17 protein-coding genes are annotated in these 21,491 nt (G+C 71.2%); 10 read left to right on the top strand and 7 right to left on the bottom strand.

Annotated features, from left to right (window positions below; translation table 11 throughout):
• Positions 1-43 precede the first annotated feature (43 nt).
• Positions 44-1,558: a sensor histidine kinase gene (locus ACIBM5_RS03785; protein WP_396005191.1), complete on the bottom strand. Its 1,515-nt coding sequence runs from the start codon at positions 1,556-1,558 to the stop codon at positions 44-46.
• A 1,027-nt stretch (positions 1,559-2,585) separates the two neighbouring features.
• Between ACIBM5_RS03785 and ACIBM5_RS03780 the strand changes: the two genes are divergently transcribed.
• From ACIBM5_RS03780 to ACIBM5_RS03765, 4 genes are all read left to right on the top strand, one after another.
• The gene (locus ACIBM5_RS03780) at positions 2,586-3,845 is read left to right on the top strand and encodes an Ig-like domain-containing protein (RefSeq protein ID WP_391583018.1); all 1,260 of its coding nucleotides are present in this window, start codon (positions 2,586-2,588) and stop codon (positions 3,843-3,845) included.
• A gap of 183 nt (positions 3,846-4,028) precedes the next feature.
• The gene (locus tag ACIBM5_RS03775; protein WP_396005189.1) at positions 4,029-5,213 is read left to right on the top strand and encodes an Ig-like domain-containing protein; all 1,185 of its coding nucleotides are present in this window, start codon (positions 4,029-4,031) and stop codon (positions 5,211-5,213) included.
• A gap of 46 nt (positions 5,214-5,259) precedes the next feature.
• Positions 5,260-5,967, top strand: coding sequence for a class I SAM-dependent methyltransferase (locus ACIBM5_RS03770; RefSeq protein WP_396005187.1), 708 nt, complete (start codon positions 5,260-5,262; stop codon positions 5,965-5,967).
• A gap of 169 nt (positions 5,968-6,136) precedes the next feature.
• Entirely contained in the window at positions 6,137-6,832 is a 696-nt protein-coding gene (locus ACIBM5_RS03765; RefSeq protein WP_391583021.1) for a DUF6629 family protein, read from the top strand.
• 70 nt (positions 6,833-6,902) lie between these two features.
• Here ACIBM5_RS03765 and ACIBM5_RS03760 read toward each other — a convergent pair whose 3' ends face one another.
• Both ACIBM5_RS03760 and ACIBM5_RS03755 read right to left on the bottom strand, forming a co-directional pair.
• Positions 6,903-7,919 carry an S-adenosylmethionine:tRNA ribosyltransferase-isomerase gene (locus tag ACIBM5_RS03760; RefSeq protein ID WP_396005186.1) on the bottom strand — a complete coding sequence of 339 codons (1,017 nt, stop codon included), beginning with the start codon at positions 7,917-7,919 and terminating at the stop codon, positions 6,903-6,905.
• Positions 7,916-8,620, bottom strand: a complete 705-nt coding sequence (locus ACIBM5_RS03755) for an SDR family NAD(P)-dependent oxidoreductase (RefSeq protein ID WP_396005184.1) — start codon at positions 8,618-8,620, stop codon at positions 7,916-7,918. Before ACIBM5_RS03755 ends, ACIBM5_RS03760 begins: the two co-directional genes overlap by 4 nt.
• Before the next feature lie 134 nt (positions 8,621-8,754).
• Between ACIBM5_RS03755 and soxR the strand changes: the two genes are divergently transcribed.
• Positions 8,755-9,228, top strand: coding sequence for a redox-sensitive transcriptional activator SoxR (gene soxR, locus ACIBM5_RS03750; RefSeq protein WP_396005183.1), 474 nt, complete (start codon positions 8,755-8,757; stop codon positions 9,226-9,228).
• Positions 9,229-9,552: 324 nt separating this feature from the next.
• On the opposite strand, the gene ACIBM5_RS03745 is transcribed toward soxR, so the two are convergent.
• Entirely contained in the window at positions 9,553-10,842 is a 1,290-nt protein-coding gene (locus tag ACIBM5_RS03745) for a hypothetical protein (RefSeq protein ID WP_396005181.1), read from the bottom strand.
• Positions 10,843-11,105: 263 nt separating this feature from the next.
• Here ACIBM5_RS03745 and ACIBM5_RS03740 point away from each other — a divergent pair, with 263 nt between their 5' ends.
• Both ACIBM5_RS03740 and ACIBM5_RS03735 read left to right on the top strand, forming a co-directional pair.
• Entirely contained in the window at positions 11,106-11,900 is a 795-nt protein-coding gene (locus ACIBM5_RS03740) for a YoaK family protein (protein ID WP_396005180.1), read from the top strand.
• A gap of 232 nt (positions 11,901-12,132) precedes the next feature.
• Positions 12,133-13,758, top strand: coding sequence for an ABC-F family ATP-binding cassette domain-containing protein (locus ACIBM5_RS03735; protein ID WP_396005179.1), 1,626 nt, complete (start codon positions 12,133-12,135; stop codon positions 13,756-13,758).
• A 343-nt stretch (positions 13,759-14,101) separates the two neighbouring features.
• Here ACIBM5_RS03735 and ACIBM5_RS03730 read toward each other — a convergent pair whose 3' ends face one another.
• Positions 14,102-14,599 carry a pyridoxamine 5'-phosphate oxidase family protein gene (locus tag ACIBM5_RS03730; protein WP_396005178.1) on the bottom strand — a complete coding sequence of 166 codons (498 nt, stop codon included), beginning with the start codon at positions 14,597-14,599 and terminating at the stop codon, positions 14,102-14,104.
• Between the two features lie 63 nt (positions 14,600-14,662).
• On the opposite strand from ACIBM5_RS03730, the gene ACIBM5_RS03725 reads away from it, so the two are divergent.
• The 3 genes from ACIBM5_RS03725 to ACIBM5_RS03715 all read left to right on the top strand — a co-directional run bounded on the left by ACIBM5_RS03725 (position 14,663) and on the right by ACIBM5_RS03715 (position 19,335).
• A complete protein-coding gene (locus tag ACIBM5_RS03725; RefSeq protein ID WP_396005177.1) occupies positions 14,663-15,655 on the top strand; it encodes a helix-turn-helix transcriptional regulator in 993 nt (330 codons plus the stop codon).
• Between the two features lie 334 nt (positions 15,656-15,989).
• Complete coding sequence (locus tag ACIBM5_RS03720) at positions 15,990-16,748, top strand: ABC transporter ATP-binding protein (protein ID WP_391583089.1); 759 nt, start codon at positions 15,990-15,992, stop codon at positions 16,746-16,748.
• Positions 16,749-16,770: 22 nt separating this feature from the next.
• Positions 16,771-19,335: an ABC transporter permease gene (locus ACIBM5_RS03715; protein WP_396005176.1), complete on the top strand. Its 2,565-nt coding sequence runs from the start codon at positions 16,771-16,773 to the stop codon at positions 19,333-19,335.
• 186 nt (positions 19,336-19,521) lie between these two features.
• On the opposite strand, the gene ACIBM5_RS03710 is transcribed toward ACIBM5_RS03715, so the two are convergent.
• Both ACIBM5_RS03710 and ACIBM5_RS03705 read right to left on the bottom strand, forming a co-directional pair.
• Positions 19,522-20,331, bottom strand: a complete 810-nt coding sequence (locus tag ACIBM5_RS03710; RefSeq protein ID WP_396005175.1) for an endonuclease V — start codon at positions 20,329-20,331, stop codon at positions 19,522-19,524.
• Positions 20,332-20,428: 97 nt separating this feature from the next.
• Positions 20,429-21,436: an acetamidase/formamidase family protein gene (locus ACIBM5_RS03705; RefSeq protein WP_396005174.1), complete on the bottom strand. Its 1,008-nt coding sequence runs from the start codon at positions 21,434-21,436 to the stop codon at positions 20,429-20,431.
• Positions 21,437-21,491 lie beyond the last annotated feature (55 nt).

Raw genomic sequence — 21,491 nt, 5'->3', positions numbered from 1 at the left:
CCGCCTCCGTTCTCTCGTTGCGTACGACCCGGCGATGGGGCGATCAGGAATTGTCGTCGGGGGACGCCGTCACGTCCCGACCCGGCCGTTCGCCCTGGACCGCCTGGCGGAACGCGCCGAAGCGGGCGCCGGGGGCGGGACGTGGCTTGGCCGCGCGCGGGGCGGGATCCGGGCGCGACTCGGCCCGCTCCGCCGCCTTGGCCGCGGCGGCCAGGGTCTGCCCGGGACGGCGCTTGGCCAGCCCGGAGAGGGTGGGTGCGGGCGCCGGCTCGGACGCCGCGGGGGTCGGCTCGACCACCGATTCGAAGACCGCGGGTGCCGCGGCGGCCGGCGCCGGCTCGACCGGCTTCGCCTCGACGGGACGCGCCTGGGCCGCACGTGCGCCGGGTACGGCCCGCTTGCGCGGCTCGGGGCGGGCCTCACCGACCAGTTGCCGAGGAATCATCATCACGACGCCGGTGCCGCCGCGCGAGGAGGGCCGGAAGGACACCGTCAACCCGTGCTTGCGGGCCAGACAGCCGACCACGGCCAGGCCAAGTCGGGTCCCGGACAGCGTGGTCAGGTCCAACGACTCCGCCGCGACCGCCTGTTCGGCCCGCCGCAGCGCGAACTCGCCCATCACCAGGCCGCCGTCCTCGACGGTGACCACGATGCCCGCGGGCACGTCCTCGACATAGACGTGCACCTGCTCGGAGGGCGGCGAGAACTTGGTCGCGTTGTCCATCAGTTCGGCGAGCGCGTGCATGACGCCCTCGGCCGCGTAGCCGGCCACCGCCGCCTCGCTGGTCGAGTGCACCCGCACCCGCTGGTAGGCGCTGATCCGGCCGACCGCGCCGCGCAGGATGCTCTCCATCACGATCGGCTTGGTCCACCGGCGACCCGAGCGCGCGCCGGTGAGCACCGCGATGCTGTCCGCCAGCCGACCCGCCTGGGCGGTGCTGTGGTCCAGCCGCAGGAGGTCGCCGAACACCTCCTCGCCGTGTCGGCCCTCCATCTCGCGCAGGTCCGCGAGCATGCTGGTGGACAGCGCCTGCACCCGGCCGGCGGCGTTCGCACACGCGGACATCGCCGCGGCGCGCATCCGCTCGCCCTGTCCCACCTCGCGGGCGACGGCGGCCAACGTGCGCTGCAATGCCTCGTGTTGCGGGGCGGGTACGCCGGCGAGCGCGGTGTCCACCGACGCACCGCCGCGCAGCAGCGCCACCAGCGCGGGCAGCGTCTCGTCGGCGAGCCGGGTCGCCTCGGCCTCGTAGGCGGTCATCCGGTCCCGGTTGTCGTCGTTCCACCGGGCCGCGTCGCCCTCCATCTCGGCGATCCGGGCACGCAACAGGTCCGCGGTGCCGATCGCGTACACGGTGGCGGCGACGGCGATGGCCAGCGCGAGCGCGACCGCCACGCCGCCCACCGCCACCGCGGTGCGGTGGTTGGACCCGACGGCGGACACCGCCCACACGACCGCGCCTGCGGTGATGATCGACACGGCCGCGAAGGCGAGCAGCGCCCGTCCCATGGGCGGTCGTCCGGACCGGTCGCGAGGGGGCATGTGTGCAGCTGACATCAAGCGGATCCTCGTTGCCGGGGGCTGGTCGGGCGTGAGCCTACCGGGCCCGATCCGGACGTGCCCAACACCGACCTTCCGGACGCATGCGTAGCCTGATGTGTGGTCAACCGCCCTGATATGTCCGCGACTTACCATCTCTGCGCAGGACGGAGCGGCTCGCCGGCACGATCGGCTCGGCGCGGTCGAGGGCCTGCGACGGACCTGGGCCGACAGTGCGGATCGGCCCGCCGAACCGGTCGAAAGCGCCGGATTCCCGCCCGCCGACCGGCTCATCGGCACATCGGCCGGCCGCGCGGTCGATCCGAACCGGCCGCCCCGGGAACGACGAGCGACCCGGGCACGGGTGGCTGCGATCGTCTCGGCCGAGCCCTCGGACCGGCCGGCGCGGGGCGGTTCGGCCGCGCACCGCGCGGCGCCGCGCACGCCGGTCGCACCGGGCCGCCGGGGCGGCGGATGCCGGCGACGCACCCCCGAACGGTGATCAGTGTCACGTCGAGGAAGGCCCCGCGAACGCGTTTTCGCCGACGCGCAGTGGAGACGAAGGGCGAGCGCGGGCCGCGACTCCCGCGCCGGATGACCCGAAGACCCGGGCCGGATCCTTCGAACCCACGCACGATCGGCCGGATTTCTCGGTCCGAGGCCGGTTTTCGGCCACTGTGTCGCGCATCCGGGCATTCCGCTTCCACGGCGACACGGTCGCTATATCTTTGCGAACGTTGCCCGCGCAAGCCGGGCGCCGGAGCCGGCTCGACGACCGGTTCGCTCGGCGCGAGGCGCCCGCACGACGGCCACGAACCCGGGAATCCCCCGCCGTATCGGCCCTCGACCGGTGCCTCGGACCCCGAGAGGGGCTTCGAGCACGGTCCGAAGCGGGGTTCCCACGTTCGATACGAGACGCACATCACATCCCCCAGGGAGCAACCTGAGGGGGCCTCCGGAAGTCAATGATGCGGAGACTCGCATCGCGCGGCCTCCATTTTCTCGACCCGTTTGAAGGGAACCCCGAAAAGTGGCAGGTAAAGCGATGCGACGGCGCACCGTTCCGGCCGTCCTGGTCGCCGGAGCGATCCTGTTCACGGGGGCCTGCGGGCTGCTGGGCGGAGACGACAAGGGCGACAAGACGAGCAACGCGGGCAGCGAGTCCAAGGTGGCCCCCGGAGCGTCCGGCGGTGCCGCGGGCGGCACCGAGTCGGGCAAGCCCCAGGAACCGGCCAAGGGCGCCGCACCCCAGGTGAACACGACCCCCGAGGACGGCGCGACCGGTGTCGACCTCGGCGACCCGCTGACCTTCGCGGTCGAGGGCGGCAAGATCACCGCGGTCAAGGTGGTCAACGCCAAGGGCGAGCCGGTCGACGGCACCCTCGCCGCGGACGGCAAGTCCTGGAAGCCTAAGGTCCCCTTCACGCCCGGTGGTCAGTACACGGTCAGCACCACCGCCACCAACGCGGACAACCAGCCGACGACGGTGTCCACCAGGTTCACCACCCAGACGCTGGGCAAGGAGGTGACCGCGTCGATCTTCCCGGACGGCGGGACGGTCGGCGTCGGCCAGCCGGTGTCGGTGCGCTTCGACCGGCCGATCACCAACAAGGCCGAGGCGGAGAAGGCGATGAAGGTCACCGCCACTCCGGCGGTGTCCGGCGCATGGCACTGGTTCGGCAACACGCGCGTGGAGTGGCGGCCGAAGGACTACTGGAAGGCCGGCACGAAGGTCAAGGTCGACCTGAATCTTCGCGGCGCGGACCTGGGCGGCGGCGCGGGCTCGAAGCAGTACAAGAGCTTCAACTTCGCGATCGGCAACATCGCCCGGATCTCCACCGTCGACGTGGCCGCCAAGACGATGACCACGACCGAGAACGGCAAGGTGGTCAAGACCATCAAGGTCACCACCGGCGAGTCCCCCAAGTACGACACGTGGGGCGGCGTGATGGTGGTGATGGAGAAGTACACCCAGACCCGGATGAACTCGGCGACCGTGGGCCTGGGCAAGGAGTACGACATCCCGGATGTCCCGTCGGCGGTCCGGATCACCACCTCCGGCACCTTCGTGCACGGCAACTACTGGTACGACAAGTCGAATCCGCCGTTCGGTCGGGTCAACACCAGCCACGGCTGCGTGAGCATGACGCCCGAGGACGCCAAGTGGTTCTACGACCACGCGGATCGCGGCGACGTGGTCAAGGTGATCAACTCCAAGGAGCGCACCGTCTCGGCGGACAACGGCTACGGCGCGTGGAACCTGACCTGGTCGCAGTGGCTGGCCACGAGCGCGACCAAGCAGTGACCGGGCCGGACCGCCGGAGGGCGTGCCGCGGACGCGCCCCCGGCGGTCCGACCGGGCGACGCACACCCAGCGTCACACCTCGATTGAGACCGTGATCACAGGGTCCCTCGCGCAACGCCGGCAGCGCTGCCGGCGTCCCTTTGGTGAATCCACCTGAGGGAACGAGCACGGGGGACCCTGTCCATGAACCGAACCACCCGACGCGTCGGAGTCGCCACGCTGGTCGCCGCGTCGTTGTTGCTGACCGGAGCCTGTAGCAAGGACGACGCGAAGAAGGCGCCGAACCCGGGCAAGGCCGCCGGCGAGAACCGCGCCGGCCCGGTGGACCCGGCCGTCGTCACCCTGACCCCCGCGGACAAGACCACCGGCGTCGAGCCCGGGATGCCGATCACGATCGCGGTCGGGGGCGGCAAGGTCGCCGAGGTCAAGGTGCTCAACGCGAGCGGCGAGTCGGTGGACGGCGCGCTGGCGGGCAACACGTGGAAGCCCAAGGTGCCGTTCATGTACGGCGGCAAGTACACGGTGACCGCGACCGCGACCAACGCGGAGAACAAGCCGACCACCGCGACCGCCGCGTTCACCGTGCTCAACCCCACCCAGGCGGCCACCGCGACGTTCATGCCGGACGCGGACTCCACCGTCGGCGTCGGTCAGCCGGTCTCGATCACGTTCGACGAGCCGGTGAAGAACCACAAGGCGGTGCAGGAGGCGATCAAGGTCACCGCCACCCCGGCGGTGGACGGCGCGTGGCACTGGTTCGGCAACTCGCGGGTGGAATGGCGGCCGAAGGACTACTGGCAGGTCGGCACCCAGGTGAAGGTCGACCTCAACCTGCGCGGTGTGGACCTGGGCGGCGGCGTGATGTCGAAGCAGTTCAAGAGCTTCTCGTTCAAGATCTCGGACACCAAGCGGATCGCCGTCGTGGACGCCAACGCGCACACGATGACCGTCTCCGAGAACGACCAGGTGGTCAAGACGATCCCGATCACCGCGGGCGAGGACCCCAAGTACACGACGTGGAACGGGATCATGGTGATGGAGGAGCGCTACCCCACGCTCGACATGAACTCGCAGACGGTGGGCCTGGGCAACGAGTACGACCAGAAGGCCGTGCCGAACGCGATCCGGATCACCGAGTCGGGCACCTTCCTGCACGCGAACACGTGGGCGACGACGAACCCGTTCGGCAACGCCAACACCAGCCACGGCTGCATCAGCATGACGCTGGAGAACGCCAAGTGGCTGTACGACCGTTCGATCCGCGGTGACATCGTCCAGGTCAAGGGCAACGAGGAGAAGCCGGTCGCGGCCGACAACGGCTACGGCGCGTGGAACCTGACCTGGGAGCAGTGGACCGCCGGCAACTGACCCACCGGCCGACGACCCACCCGCACGCTCTGCCTAACCTGTCCGGATGACCACCCCCGAGGACCCGCCACTGCTGGACGACGCAACGCTGACCCGCTCGCCGGTCGTGGCGAACAACGCGATGAACCGCGAGCGGGGTCTGCGCGGAGTCAACAGCTACGCACGCGAGTTGGGCTTCGACCCGCTGTCCCGGTTGGGCCCCGGGACGGCGTGGCTCGACCTGTGCTGCGGGTCCGGCAGGGCGCTGTTCGAAGCGGCCGGTGATCCGCGTGCCGAGGGCGTACGGATCACCGGCGTCGACCTCGTCGACTTCTTCCTCCCCGCCGCCCGCCCGGCCGGACTCGACCTGATCGCGGCCGACGCGACCGGGTGGACCGCGCCGCGGCGCTACGACCTGATCACCTGCGTACACGGTCTGCACTACGTGGGCGATCGACTCGGGCTGCTCGCCCGGATCGCGTCCTGGCTGACGCCCACCGGCCTGTTCGTCGCCGACTTCGACCCGGCCGGACTCGCGCTGGGTGCGCTGCCGGGCGGCGCGGCCCCACCGGGATCGGCCGCACGCGCCCCGGCCGCCGACCTGCCGGGCGAGTTGCGCCGCCAGGGCTTCGAGTACGACGCGCGTCGGCGGCGACTCGTGCTGCGCGGGGCGCGGCAGGTGGTGTTTCCGTACACCTACCGGGGCGCGGACGATACGGCCGGGCCCAACTACACGGGACAACCGGCGGTACGTGCTCACTACACCGGAACGTGACCGAGACCACGGCGGTGACTGCGCCCGAATGAGCGTATGAACTGTTGAACACACCGACGACGGGTACGCCTGCCACGGAACAACCCTTCCGACCGCGTTCCGACAGTCGTTCAGGCGACAGTTCCGAAGATTTTCCCGACAACCCCTCCCCTGGCGAGACGAGGCAGCCGTGTGTTGGAGCGCCGAAGCCGATCTCGTGATGGGCAGCGCCATCACGGCCGTGGGCATAGCAAGCGTCGCCTCGGTACGACGGATCAACGATCTGCCGATGGCGATGTTGCCGGTGATCCTCGGCGCTCATCAACTGGTCGAGGCGGTGGTGTGGAAGGGCGAGCGGGGCGCGGTGTCCGCCGGCACCGCCGAGATCGCCCGCGAGGCGTGGGCGGTGATCGCCTTCCCCCTGCTGCCCGCCTTCGTCCCACTCGCCGTGGTGGCCGCGCAATGGCCGCTGGAGCGCGGCCGGGAACGGGTGCGAGCGTCCTTCTTCGTGCTGCTCGGCCTGGTGGTCGCCGGCGCGCTCGGACACGCGCTGGCCTCCCGCCCGGTGAACGCCGAGATCTGCGGGAACACCGTGCGCTACTCGGTGGGCATCCCCGGCGCCCCGTGGGTGATCGCCGGCTACCTGGTGGCGACCCTGGGGTCGCTGCTGCTGGCCCGGGACCGATTGTTGCGCTTCCTGGGCCTGGTCTGCGCCGTCGGCGCGGCCGTCACGATGCGGCTGTGGTTCCACTCCTTCGCCTCGACCTGGTGCGCCGTGGCGGCCGTCGCGAGCGTGATCGTGCTGTGGTGGGTGCGCTCCCGACGCGACCTGCCGGCGGGAGGCCCCGGACACAGACACGGGCCGATCTCCGAACTCGTGCGCTGAGGCCGGGCGGTCGGCATCGGCCCGCCCCGCCGGTACCGAGCACGGGGGATCGTGTGCCGGTGCCGGCGATTCAGGGCAACAGCAGTGAGCTGTCGCCGAATTCGTGCCACAGGTAGCCCTCGGCGAGCGCCTCGTCGTACGCCCGGCGCACCACCGCCGGACCCACCACCGCCTCCAGGAGCAGCAGGTGGGTGGCCTCCGGCGCGTGCAGACCGCTGATGATGCCGTCGACCACCCGGGCCGGTCGGTCCGGGCCGAGCAGCAGGTCGGTCCAGCCGCGCGCGGCCGCGATCTCGCCGTCGGGTCGGACCGCCGACTCCAGCGCCCGGGTCACCGTGGTGCCCACCGCGATCACCCGACGGGCCTGCCGGACCAGGTTCGCCGTCTGCTCGGGCACGCTGAACCACTCGCGCAGCGGCGGCTCGCCCACGTCCTGCGAGGACACCCCGGTGTGCAGCACGATCGGCGCGATCCCGACGCCGCGGGTGATCAGGTCCACCACGAGTTCGTTGGTGAACGGGCGTCCCGCGCTCGGCATCTCGGCGCTGCCCTCGTCTCGCGCGAAGACCGTCTGATACGCCGTCAGCGGCCACCGTTCGCGCAGGTAGGCGTAGGTGATCGGACGACCGCGATCGGCCAGGAAGGTCTCCACCCGGGCGTGCGGCACGGTGATCCGGGCCTTCCACAACCGCTGCGGGGTGTGTTCCGCCGGATACGGGTCCAGCAGCAGTGCCATCCCGCATCCGGTGCCCGGAAAGCGCACCGCCTCGAACCGGCGCACGCCCTCCACCGGCCCGGGAGTGCCGTCGGTGTGCCGCAGTTCGAGCACCCAGGTCTCGGCGTCGATCCGGGTGGCGAAGTGCACGGTCACCGGCGAGCCGTCGGCGCGATAGCCGTCCACCGCGGCGGGCAGCGTCGCGGAGGTGTTCACCACCAGCAGGTCGCCCGGACCCAGGTGCCGGCCGAGGTCGCGGAACACGGTGTGCTCGACCCGCCCCTCGGCGTGCACGAGCAGCCGGATCCCGTCCCGGGTCAGGCCGCGTGCCTCGGCGGGTTCGGTCGCCGCCTGGGCGACGGGGGTGCTCACGAGGTCACCGCCGCGGCGAACTCGGCGACGGTGTACCGGCCGCTCGTGGGACGCTCGTCGAGCAGCCGCAGCAGCGCCGGCGCCACCGTCTCGGCGGCCGGCCGATCGGAGACGTCCTCGCCCGGGAACGCCTGTCGGTGCAGGTCGGTGTTCATGTCGCCGGGGTCGAACGCGTACACGTCCAGGCCGGGTTGCTCGGCGGCCAGGGTCGCGGTGACGTGGTCGAGCGCGGCTTTGGTGGAGCCGTAGCCGCCCCAGCCGGGATAGGCGTTGACGGCGGCGTCCGAGCTGATGTTCACGACGGCGCCACGATCGGGCCCGCCGAGCAGCAGGGGCAGGGTCAGTTGGGCGAGCGCGAGCGGCGCGAACACGTTCACGTCGTACGCTCGGGCCAGCTCGGCGAGCGGGTAGCCGGCCAGCGGCGGCATCGGGCTCGGGCCGAGCACGCTCGCGTTGTTGACGAGCAGGTCGAGCCGACCGGATTCGCGCACGACGTCGCGCAGTTCGCGGCGGTGCGCGGGGTCGGACACGTCGCCGGCGACGGCGATCACGTCGGTGACGCCGCGCAGTTCGTCGGCGGCACGGGCCAGATCGGCGGCTCCGCGGGCGTCCACGACCAGGGTCCAGGAACGGGCGGCGAGCGCGTGGGCCAGGGCCAGGCCGAGCCCCCGCGAAGCGCCGGTGATGAGTGCGACAGGCATGGTGTTCTCCAGGGGAATTCCACACCCCACCCGGTGATGGGCTGCCCGTCTACACTGCAAGTTCAAGTGCACTTCAGGTCAAGCGGACCGAACCGGAAATCGGCCGGATCGTGGACCGGACTTCAGGAGGCGGCGTGCTCACCGGGACGGACTTGTTGACGGTCGGCCAGATGACCGCGCGCAGCGGATTCGCGGCATCCGCACTGCGCTACTACGAGGCGGAGGGCTTGATCAGCGCGAGCCGCACGTCGGGTGGGCAGCGCCGCTACGAGCGGCACATCCTGCGCCGGCTGGCGTTCATCCGCGCGGCGCAGAACATCGGCCTCTCCCTGGAGGAGATCAAGGACGCCCTCGGCAAGCTCCCGGAGGGCCGCACACCCACGCCCGCCGACTGGGCCAAGATCAGTCGGGCCTGGCGCGGGCGTCTGGAGGAGGAGATCGAGGCACTGGTACGACTGCGGGACGGCCTGGAGCAGTGCATCGGCTGCGGCTGCCTGTCGATGAAACGCTGCCGCATCTCCAACCCCGACGACGTGGCCAGCCGCTACGGCTCCGGCGCCGTAACCCTCCCCGAACTCCTCCGCGAAGACCGCCGCGCCCACGGCTGACGCCTCCCCCGGCCGGCGGCCTCAAACGCCGGCCGGGCTGAACAGCCCAGCCCGCCCGGCACCTGAGACCACCCAACCGAAGACCCGCCCAAATCAGCCTGCCGGCGCTTGAGGCCACCCGGCCGAAGACCGGGTCGAATCAGCCCGACCGCCGCTTGAGGCCACCCGGCCGAGGGCCCCGGCCAAATCAGCCCGCCCGGCGCTTGAGGCCACCCAGCCGAGGGCCCGCCCAAATCAGCCCGGCCGGCGCTTGAGGCCACCCAACCGAAGACCCGGCCAATTCAGCCCGGCCGGCGCTTGAGGCCAAGCGGGCCGCAGGCCCGATCAGTACCGGTCCCGCACAGCCGCAGCCCGGCCCCCACCGGAAGCCCCCACCGGAACCGCGGGAGCGGCGGGCGCGGCGGGCGCACCGAGCGAAGACCAATTCGGCTTCACCCCGATGTCATACGTCCGCAACTTCGAGAGCACCGCAGGATCTTGCACGTCGAGCCAGTCCACCAGATCGCGGAAGCTCACACACTTCGTCTCCGGCCGCGTGCACGCGGTCCGCATGGTGCGCTCGACGGCCTTCATGTAGATGCCGCCGTTCCACCCCTCGAAGTGGTTGCCGATCATCAGCGGCGCCCGGTTCCCGTTGTAGGCGCGGTCGAAGCCGGCCATGTAGCTCGCATACGCCTGGTCCTCCCACTCCCGGAACTTGGCCGGATCGCCCTTGACCGTGCGCGACTGGTTGAACATCACGTTGTAGTCCATCGACAGGACCTCGAACTTGCGTCCCGGCAGCGGGATTTGCTGCAACGGCAGGTCCCACACCCCGTTCACCTTGTCCGGCCACACCTGCCGCCCGCCGGGCGAACTCGCGTCATAGCGGAAGCCCAGCGACGGCGCGGCCGAGAGCAGCGCCTTCTGGCCCTCCAGGCACGGCGCCCGGCCGCCGATCAGTTCCTTGTCGTAGTCGAACGGAAGCGCCGGCATGTCGGTCCACCCGGTGTTGGTCTTCCAATTCTTGACGAACGCCTTGGCCTGATCGACCTCGCTGCGCCAGTCGTCGGCCGACCACGAACCGCCGCCGGTCGGCCCGCAGAAATGACCGTTGAAGTGGGTGCCGATCTCGTGGCCCTCGTTCCACGCGGCGCCGAGCTGTTCCAGCGTCATCCGCAGGTGGGCATCGTCGAGGTAGCCGATGTCCGAGGCCCCGATCGGCTTGTGCGGCGGCTGGTACCGGGCCTTCCTGGCCTCCGGCAGCACGTACACCCCGGACAGGAACAGCGTCATCTTCGCGTTGCTCTCCTTGGCCACCTGGCGGAAGCGGGAGAACAACTTCTTGTCGTCCTCGCCGGCGCCGTCCCAGGAGAACACCACGAACTGGGGCGGAACCTGGCCCGGCGCGAGCTTCTCCGGCTTGAGCCGGCCCGGCTGTTCCCCGGTGTTCGACGTGGAACCGTCGCCGATCAGGGTCGGTGCCTGCGCGGGCGCTCCCTGGGCACCTCGGGCCGGCGCCGCGGCCTTCTGTTTCGGGTCGTCGCCGTGCCCCCGCGCGAGGACGACGAAGCCGATGGCGGCGACCACCGCCACCACCAGAACGATTACGGCCACGCCGCGGGATGATCGCACGAGTGCCCCAAATGATCGTAAATGTGGGAAATCCACAGCAGGCTAAGTCGCCCGTCGACACGGTTGGTGGCACGCCGAGCCGCGAGATCGGTCATGTCACCGCATGGGATGAACGGGTACGGCCACTCGGCGGCAGGGTGATCGCGCTCACCGGCCGTCGAGGTGTCCGCGGGCAGCGAACGGGCTATGGATAGCCGGGTCGGAGTCGGCCCGGGCCCGCGTTCGAGGCCGCCCGGAGCACGGCCGAGCCGAAGGGGGCCTCGATGCACCGCACGCTTCGGGAGGCGAGGGACACCCTCGTACCACCCCGCGAGGTGGGCCCACTTCCGCCGCTGCTGATCGTGCTCACCGTGGTGACCGGCCTGGTGGACGCGCTCAGCTACCTCGAACTGGGCCGGGTGTTCGTCGCGAACATGACCGGCAACGTGGTCTTCACCGGCTTCGCCCTGGCCGGCGCCCCGGGACTGTCCGTGGCCGCCTCGATGGCCGCGCTGGCCGCATTCCTGGTGGGCGCCGCCGCCGGTGGCCGACTCGGCGCCACGTTCGGCGACCGACGGCTGCACCTGCTCCGGCTCGGCTGCACGCTCCAGGCCGTGCCGATCGCGGTGGCCCTGGCGGTGGCCGCGGCGGTGAGCGGGCAGGGCACCGGCGAGCGGTACACGCTGATCGTGCTCCTCGGCCTGGCCATGGGACTCCAGAACGCGGTGGCCCGGCGGCTGGCCGTACCGGACCTGACCACCACGGTGTTGTCCCAGACGCTCACCGGCCTGGCCGCGGACGTGCGCCTGTTCGGCGGGCCCGGCTCGCACGCGGGCCGCCGACTGCTCTCCGCGTTCGCGATGGCGCTCGGCGCGTTCTCCGGCGCGACGCTGGTGCTCCGGGTACACGTCCTGGCCGCCTTCGCCGCGCCGCTCGTGCTGCTGATCGGCACGGCCGCGTTCGCATACCACCTGGATCGCCGGACCGGTCCGGCCGAGGCCCGGAACGAGGCCGCGCGTTCCGCCCCCACCGACACCGATCCGGAGCCCCCCACCCCACCGGACGGAAAAACCCTTTGAGGTCTGCGCCGGCCCGGGGTTACCCTGGCTCGGTCACATTGTCGTCCGTTTGGATGGTCAGTTGCGCATCTGAGGTCCGGACATCGCGCCGCTCGAGCCCCTCGTGCTCGCGGTCGCGTTCTCGACCTCGGTGTGGCCGTCCCGGACGACTTCTTCATGTCCGGCCCCCTCCCGATCCCGCCGCGCGGTGTCCCACGCGATCCGTTCACCACGCGTCCCAGGGAGCCGCCCCATGTCTTTTCCGACCACCCCCGCGATCGTCTGTTCCGACCTGTCGTTCGCCTGGCCGGACGGAACCCCCGTGTGCACCGGCCTCGATCTCGCCATCGGCAACGGCCGAACCGGCCTGGTCGGGGTGAACGGCGCGGGCAAGTCGACCCTGCTCAAACTGATCGCCGGCGCCCTGCGGCCCACATCCGGGTCGATCACCGTCGGCAGCGACCTCGGCTACCTGCCGCAGCACCTCCCGCTCGACGCGGCCCGGCGCGTCGACGACGTACTGGGCATCGCCGAAACGCGCGCCGCACTGCTGGCGATCGAGGCCGGCGACGCGGACGTCCGGCACTTCGACGCGGTCGGCGACGACTGGGACGTCGAGGAACGCGCCCGGGCACAACTGGACCGGCTCGGGCTGCCGCACGTCGACCTCGACCGCACGGTCGGCACGCTGTCCGGCGGCGAGTCGGTACTGCTCGGGCTGGCCGCGTTGTTGCTGCGCCGTCCCGACGTACTGCTCCTGGACGAGCCGACCAACAACCTCGACGCGTCCGCGCGCGAGCGGCTGTACGACGCGGTGCGCGGCTATCCGGGCGTGCTCCTGGTGGTCAGCCACGACCGGGTCCTGCTCGACCTGGTGGACCGGATCGTCGAATTGCTCCCGGACCGGGCCCGCACCCACGGCGGAAATCTGAGCGCGTATCTGGAGGTCCTGGAACAGGAACGCGCGACCGCCGAGCGACTGGTCCGCACCGCACAGACCGACCTGCGCAAGCAGAAGCGGGAACTGGCCGAGGCCCAGGTACGACTGGCCCGCCGGGTCCGGACCGGCCGCAAGGCCCAGTTGGAAGGCGGCGTGCCCCGGATCGTCGCGGGCAACCTCAAGCGGGCCGCCGAGGTCTCCGCGGGCAAGCTCAGGGGCACCCACGAGGGCCGACTCGACGATGCCCGCACGCGGTTGTCCGAGGCCAAGGACGCGGTACGCGAGGACAAGGAGATCCGGATCGAGCTGCCGGAGACCGAGGTGCCCGCCGGGCGCACGGTGCTCGTGGCCGAGGGCTTGAACACCGCGGACGGACTGTACGGCCCGGACGGCCTGGACCTGATCGTGCGCGGCCCCGAACGCGTCGCGCTGACCGGCGACAACGGCTCGGGCAAGACCACGCTGCTTCGGCTGCTCACCGGCGCGGAGCAACCGGCCGAGGGCACCGTGCGAATCGGCGTCGAGGGGGTGCGGCATCTGCCCCAGCGGCTGGACGTACTGGACGAGGACGAAAGTGTCCTGGCCAACGTGCGCCGCTTCGCGCCTTCGGCATCGGACGCGGAACTGCGCGGCCGGCTGGCCCACTTCCTGTTCAGGGGCAACCGCTCCGAACAACCGGTGGGCACCCTCTCCGGCGGCGAACGTTTCCGCGCGGTCCTGGCCGCCCTCCTGTCCGCGGACCCGCCGCCACACCTACTGATCCTCGACGAGCCCACCAACAACCTGGACCTGGCCTCGGTCCGCCAACTCGAACAGGCCGTCAACGCCTACCGAGGAGCCCTCCTGGTAGCCACCCACGACCGCCCCTTCCTCACCAACATCGCCATCACCCGAACCCTCCACCTCCACAGAGGCCAGGGCCTCAATCCCCCCACCTGAACCCCACCCCACCCGAACCCAAGCCTCAAGCGCCCGCCACCCCAACCCCAGCCGGCCGGCGCTTGAGGCCAAGCAGCCCCGCCGACGCTTGAGGCGAACCCAGCCCGGCCGGCGCTTGAGGCCAAGCAGCCCCGCCGACGCTTGAGGCCAACTCAGCCCGGCCGGCGCTTGAGGCCAAGCAGCCCCGCCGACGCTTGAGGCGAACCAGCCCGGCCAGCGCATGAGGCCACCCAGCCCGGCCGGCGCTTGAGGCCACTCAGCCCCGCCGGCGCTTGAGGCGAACCCAGCCCGGCCGGCGCATGAGGCCAAGCAGCCCGGCCGACGCATGAGGCCAAACAGCCCCTCAACCCTCCTCGCGCGCAGGCGCCCCATCGTTGCCCCGCCGAATCGTGCGTACCGGCGACCCCGGCCGCCAGACCCGGATGACCATCTCCTCCCCCTCGACCCCCACCCGATTCACCTCTTCCAGCTCCACCCGAAACAGATGAAACGGCTCCGGCGGACTCGTCTCGGCCACGTACGCACCCTTGACCGCGTCGTCCACGACCTCCACCGCCCGCCCGCTCACCCGCACGTCCCCGTGCTCCATCTCCGCGCCCTCCCCCGGATTGGCGAAGATCGAGAATCGTGGGTCGCGCAGCAGATCCCGCGCCTTCAACGAACCCGGCATCATGCCGAGCCACATCTGCTCGGACCGGAAGTCCGCCTCCAGCCCGCTCAGCCGAGGCGCGCCGTCCCGCCGCACCGTGCCCAGCACGTGGTGTTTGTACATCCCGAACCGCTCCCGCACCGTCGCCGCGAACTCCGGCTCGGCCTTCTCGAACTCCGCCCAACTCGTCATATGCAGATCCTGCCGCACCATTCCTGACAACCGTTGGCAAGGATTCCGGGCTAGTTTCGGGTCATGCGATCCGGTCGACTGGTGGCTCTCCTCCTCCACCTCCAGAACCGCCCCGGCGGGGCCACCGCCGCCGAGCTGGCAACCGAGCTGGAGGTGTCGGTCCGCACCGTCTACCGCGACGTCGCCGCGCTGCAGAGCTCCGGCGTACCGCTGTGGACCGAGACCGGGCCGCGCGGCGGGATCCGGCTGGTCGAGGGTTGGCGGACCAGGCTGGACGGGCTCACCGGCGACGAGGCCGCCGCGCTGTTCCTGTCCGGCGCGCCGCACGCCGCGGACGCGCTGGGCCTGGACACCGTGCTCGTCGCGGCGCAGACCAAGGTGATGGCCACGCTGCCCGCCGACCTGCGCACCCGCGCGGGTCGGGTCCGGCAGCGCTTCCACCTGGACGCGCCGGGCTGGTTCCAGCACGACGAGGACGTCCCGTGCCTGACCGAGGTCGCGAGTGCGGTGTGGACCGGTCGCCGACTCGACCTGCGCTACGCGCGCCGCGACCGCGAGGTGACCCGCCGGCTCGACCCGCTCGGCCTCGTCCTGAAGGCCGGCGTCTGGTATCTGGTCGCCCGTCACCGCTCCGACATCCGCAGCTATCGGGTGTCCCGCGTGGTGGCCGCGAGCGCCCGGCCGGAGCGCTTCGACCGACCCGACGGCTTCGACCTCGGGGCGTGGTGGACGCACAGCAACGACGATTTCGCCCGCTCGCTGATGCGGTCGGCCTGCGTGATCCGGGTGTCACCGTTCGGGTTGCGCCAACTGCCGCGGGTCTTCGGCCCGGTGGTCGCCGCGGACGCGCTCGCCTCGGTCGGGCCGCCGGATCCGGACGGTTGGCGCGAACTGCGACTGCGCACCGAGTCCGAGGAGGTCGCGGTGGGCCAACTGGTCGCGCTGGGCGCGCACGTGGAGGCCGTGTCCCCGCCGAGCCTGCGCCGCGCCCTGGCCGAGATCGGCGCCGCGATCGTCGCCAACCACAGGCCCACGGAGGGTCCCTCGCAAGACTGACGGCACCCCCGCCCGCGGTGCGCCGAGGCCGGTCGCGACATTTCGGGAACCCCGGTCCGGATGCGGATCGTTGGTACAACCGAGGTGAACGCAGCGTGACGAGTCTTTCACTCCGCTCGGAGACGTACCTCACCGGTACGGGCCTCCCCTAGGGGGAAGGGTCGATCGGCGTACTCGGGGTCCTCCCTGCGTAGGACGAGCGGGTCTGTCCTTCGAGAGGATTCGCCGGGCCCTCATCACCCCTACGGTGATCCTGTGCACTGCAAAACCGCGGAGCGCGCCACCGTTACCACCTCGACTGGGGGACAGACTCGTGACTACGGCCACGGCTGCCATGACCGACGCGGACTCCAGGGGCACCATCGCCGCCCGCGCGCAGCAGCTCACCAAGGCGTACGGCGAAGGCGAGACCCGGGTCGTCGCTCTCGACAGCGTGGACGTCCAGATCGGCCGCGGTCAGTTCACCGCGATCATGGGCCCCTCCGGCTCCGGCAAGTCCACCCTGATGCACTGCCTCGCCGGTCTCGACTCGGTGAGCAGCGGCCAGAGCTGGATCGGCGACACGGAGATCACCGGCCTGAAGGACAAGGCGCTCACCAAGCTCCGTCGCGACAACATCGGCTTCATCTTCCAGGCGTTCAACCTGCTCCCGACGCTGACCGCGCTGGAGAACATCACGCTGCCGATGGACATCGCGGGCCGCAAGCCGGACAAGGCCTGGCTGGACACCGTGATCGAGACCGTCGGCCTGCGCGACCGGCTCAAGCACCGCCCGAGCGAGCTCTCCGGTGGTCAGCAGCAGCGTGTCGCGTGCGCCCGTGCGCTGGCCAGTCGGCCGGAGATCATCTTCGGTGACGAGCCGACCGGCAACCTCGACTCGCGTTCCGGCGCCGAGGTGCTGGCGTTCCTGCGGCGCAGTGTCAACGAGCTCGGTCAGACCATCGTGATGGTCACCCACGACCCGAACGCGGCGTCCTACGCGGACCGGGTCCTGTTCCTGGCAGACGGTCGAATCGTCGACGAGATGCTGCGTCCCACGTCCGACGCCGTCCTGGAGCGCATGAAGCGCTTCGACGGCGCCCGGACCAGCTGAAACAGGCGGAGAGTCCCCCACCATGTTGAAAGCCACGTTCCGCAGCTTCCTCGCCCACAAGGGGCGAATGGTGCTGTCCGCCCTGGCAGTGCTGCTGTCGGTCGCGTTCGTCTCCGGCACCCTGGTATTCACCGACACGATCACCAAGACCTTCGACGACCTGTTCAAATCCACGGCGTCGGACGTCTCGGTCAAGCCCAAGTCCGAGTTCGACAAGGACGACCTCGCGCTCACCGGGGAGACGCCCACGCTCCCGCGATCGGTGATCGAAAAGATCGCCAAGGTCGACGGGGTCAAGGAGGCGCACGGCAACGTCAGCCTCGAATCGCTCACCGTGGTCGACAAGAACAACAAGTCGGTCGGCCCGTCCTCGGGTGCCCCGACCATCGCCACGAACTGGTTCGAGACCGACCGCACGCCGGTCAAGATCACCAGCGGTGCCGCGCCCAAGGGCCCGGCCGAGGTGCTGATCGACGCCGACACGGCGAAGAAGAAGCACGTCAAGATCGGTGACGAGCTGCGGGTGATCGCACCGAACGGCGACTTCCCGGTCAAGGTCAGCGGCATCGTCACCTTCACCACCACCAACCCCGGCGCGGCCCTGATCTCGTTCGACGACGCCGCCGCCTCGCAGCGACTGCTCGGCGACCCGAACGTCGTCACCTCGGTGTCGGTGTCCGCCGCGAACGGGGTCAGCGACCAGGACCTCAAGCAGCGCGTGCAGCAGCTGCTCAACGACCCGAAGACCTTCGAGGTCCAGACGGCCGCGGAGTCCGCCAAGGACGCCAACGACCAGCTGGGCAGCTTCCTGAACGTGATGAAGTACGCGATGCTCGGCTTCGCCGGTGTCGCCGTACTGGTCGGCATCTTCCTGATCTTCAACACCTTCTCGATGCTGGTCGCCCAGCGCACCCGCGAGTTGGGCCTGATGCGGGCGATCGGCGCGAGCCGGGCGGACGTGAACCGCTCGGTGCTGCTGGAGGCGGTCCTGCTGGGCGTGGTCGGCTCGACGCTCGGCCTGCTGGCCGGCCTCGGATTGGCCGTCGGCCTCAAGGCATTGATCAGCGCGGTCGGGATCAACCTCAAGGGCACGTCCCTGGTGATCAAGACCTCCACCCCGATCGTGGCCTACCTGGTCGGCGTGATCGTCACCGTGATCGCCGCGTACGTCCCGGCCCGCCGCGCGGGCAAGGTCGCCCCGATGGCGGCCCTGCGCGAGGCCGGTGCGCCGCCGCAGAAGTCGATCAAGACCCGCTCGATCATCGGCGCGGTGCTGTTCGGCCTGGGGGCGCTCGCGCTGGTCGCGGGGGCCACCGCGGAGAACGGCGGACAGGGCGGCGGATTCCTCGGCCTGGGCGTGCTGTTCACGCTGCTCGGCTTCATCGTGCTGGCGCCGCTCCTGGCTCGCACGGTGGTCCCGGCGCTGGCCTCCTGGTACCCGAAGCTGTTCGGCTCGATGGGCCGGCTCAGCCGGGAGAACGCACTGCGCAACCCGCGTCGTACCGGCGCCACCGCGTCGGCGATCATGATCGGCGTCGCCCTCGTCAGCGGTATGGCGGTCGCGGCCTCGTCGATGTCGGCCTCCTTCGACAAGCAGATCGACAAGTCCCTGGGCGCCGACTACACCGTCCAGTCGATGACCGGTACCTTCCCCGAGCCCATCGTCCAAGCGGTGCGCAAGACGCCCGGCATCGGCGAGGTGGTCGCCTCGACCCTGAGCAACGCGACGATCACCGCGGACGGCAAGTCCAAGAAGGACTTCGTCCTCGGCTCGGACCCGGGCATGGACGGCACGATCAGGACCACCTACCTCCAGGGCAGCGGCGACGCGGCCATCTCGGCGGGCAAGGCGGCCATCGGCGAGGACTTCGCCAAGGATCACCACCTCGGCATCGGCGGCAAGATCGAACTCGCCTTCCCGAACGGGCAGAAGACCACGGTCGAGGTCGGCGCGATCCGCAAGAAGTCCGACGACGTCATCGGTATGGGCGACACCCTCGTGATCCCGAACACGATCATGAAGAAGTTCGTCCCGAACGTGCAGTACCAGAGCGTGAGCATCAACGCGGCCGGTGGTCAGGACGAGAAGAAGGTCGGCGCCGCGCTCAAGGCGTCGCTCGAGCCCTTCCCGCAGGTCAAGGCGCGCGACCAGAGCGACTACAAGGAACTGATCGGCAAGCAGATCGACACGTTCCTGTACCTGATCTACGGTCTGCTCGGCCTGGCGATCATCATCTCGATCCTCGGCGTGATCAACACGCTGGCGCTGTCGGTGGTCGAGCGCACCAGGGAGATCGGCCTGATGCGGGCGATCGGCGCCTCGCGCCGGCAGATCCGCCGGATGATCCGCCTGGAGTCCATGGTGATCGCGGTGTTCGGCGCCCTGGTCGGGCTCGCGCTCGGCATGGCGTGGGGCATCGGGGCCCAGCGTCTGCTGGCCAAGCAGGGCCTGGACGTCCTGGAGATCCCGTGGGGCACGGTCATCGGCATCGTCATCGCCGCGGCGGTGGTCGGCCTGCTGGCCGCCGTGATGCCGGCCTTCCGGGCGGCGCGGATGAACGTCCTGCGAGCGATCGCGACGGACTGATCCGCACCGGGTGATCCACCCATGAAGCAGCCGGCTCCCCATCCTCCCCCCTTGGGGAGCCGGTGACCGAAGAGCCCCCGAACCACCTTGCGCAGGTGGTTCGGGGGCTCTTTCGCGTGCCGCGCGAGGAGGCCGGGGCGCGGTTCCGGGCGGCGCGGATCGGCCCGCCGTTCGGGATGGCCACGACTACGGCCGAGGGGTCGCCCGGTCGGCCGTCGGTGCGCTTTCCCGATGGGCCTTCAGGGCCCGGCGGCAGGCCTGGTCGGCCAGGCGGGTGGTCTCCGGGAGGCGGTAGCGCGGGGTGAGGGCCAGCACGTGTGCGCAGGCCGTGTCCAGGTCGACGCCGTGGCCGATCGACACGAACACCGGCTTGATCGCATCGCGGGTGCGCAACGCGCGCCCCACCACGTCCCCTTCGTGCACGAGGTCGGCCGCATCGCCGCGCTTGTCCCCCAGCGACTCGTACACGCCGACGAAGGGCGTCTTCCCGACCCCGACGGTCGGCAGCCCGGTCAGCACGCCGAGGTGGCAGGCCAGCCCGAACCGGCGCGGATGGGCCAGCCCCTGACCGTCGCAGACGAGCAGATCCGGTGCGGTGTCGAGCTGTTCGAGCGCGGCCCACAACGCCGGAACCTCGCGGAAGGCGAACAGGCCGGGCACATACGGAAACGTGGCCACGCCGTGCACGACGGACCGCTCCACCACCGCATGCGTGCGGGCGTCCAACACCACGACGGCGGCGGCCAGTTCGTCCGAGTCCTCGGCGTAGGCCACATCGAGCCCGGCCACGAGTCGCACCTGCGTCGGCCCCGGCCCGGGCCCCACGGTGTCCACCGACGGCCGCAACCGATCCTGCACGGCCAACGCCTCGGCGGCCGTCCGGGGCCAGGGTGCGTTCGCCTCGGTGGCGTCCGTCGCCCCGGCCGCCGCGGTCGCCCCGATCGCCTCGGTCGCCCCGGTCGCCCCGGTCGCCCCGGTCGCGGAAGAAGTGCTCATCCCGGAACGCTACCGCCCGGGCATTTTCGCGAATCCGCTCGATATCGCGATCGGCGCCGTCCGCGTGGCGAGCCCGTTCGCGGCCGGGAAGGCCCCGCTACCCCGGCAGCGGTACCCGGGCGTGCGCGCCGGTGCGGCCGGTGCCGAATACGGCGCTGGCGCCCAGGTAGGTTCGGGCCTGATCGCGGGTCAGGCCGTGGCCGGCGACCAGGAGTTCCTCACCCTGGGCGGCGCACTGGCGCAGCGCGAGGGCCGGATCGGCGGCGATGCCCAGTGGGATCAGCGCGTCCGCCGTGGTCGCGAACGGACGGCGCGGGTTGCCGAATCGCGTGCGGGCCGCCTCATACGAGATCACCTCGACGCGCAGGGTGACCCGAAGCGGCCCCTCCAGCGCCGCGCCGTGGCCGTGCGCCAGGCGCGGGCCGCCGAGATGGAGCAGGGCACCGGCGGTCTGCACCGGCAGGTGGAGGGTGGTGCCCGCGCCCAGGATCGGCAGGTCGAGGTTGCCGCCGTGCGAACCCACCCGGGTGGACAGTCGGCGCAGGCCGTCGGGGGTGGCCACCCCGAGCACCGCCAGGCTCGGCCGCAGCCGCAGCGCCAGGTCGCCGGCCGCGGTGGGGATCCGGGCGACGCCGTCCCGGATCGGGCACACAGTGACCGGCGGGGTGCCTCGGCCTCGGCCGTGCCGCTCGGTCAGTACGCCGTAGGAGGTGCGCGGGGCCAGGTCGAGCAGGTGCACCGCGAGTACGTCACCCGGACGCGCGCCGGCCACCGAGATCGGGCCGGTGATCACGTGCGGACCGTCCACGACCGGATCGTGCGCGACGTCGGATGCGGCCAGTGCGCGGTGGTCCTCCGGCACACGGTCGGCCGGGATGTGGTGCCGGCCGAAGAAGGCGACCGGGTCGCGGCCCTGTTCGCCGAGCAGTCCCTCGTGCGACACCGTGTCCACGGTCAGCGTCTCGCCCGAGGCGGCGAGCAGCACCGGGCGATCCCGGGCCCCGGGCAGCCAACCCCACACCACGGTGCCGGGCCGGGCCGGCAGGTGCTGCCGGCGGCGCCGGGGGCCCGGTACGGCGACGGGGGGCGCCTCGGTGATGGTCATGGGGACGGTTGTACGGCTTCACCGTTGCCGGTCGGCGTCGGTCGCGTTACGTACC

It is taken from the genome of Embleya sp. NPDC050493, from assembly GCF_044458105.1.
GTDB lineage: Bacteria > Actinomycetota > Actinomycetes > Streptomycetales > Streptomycetaceae > Embleya.
Note: the sequence above shows the minus strand (reverse complement) of the source record. Positions and strands in the feature narration are given on the sequence as shown.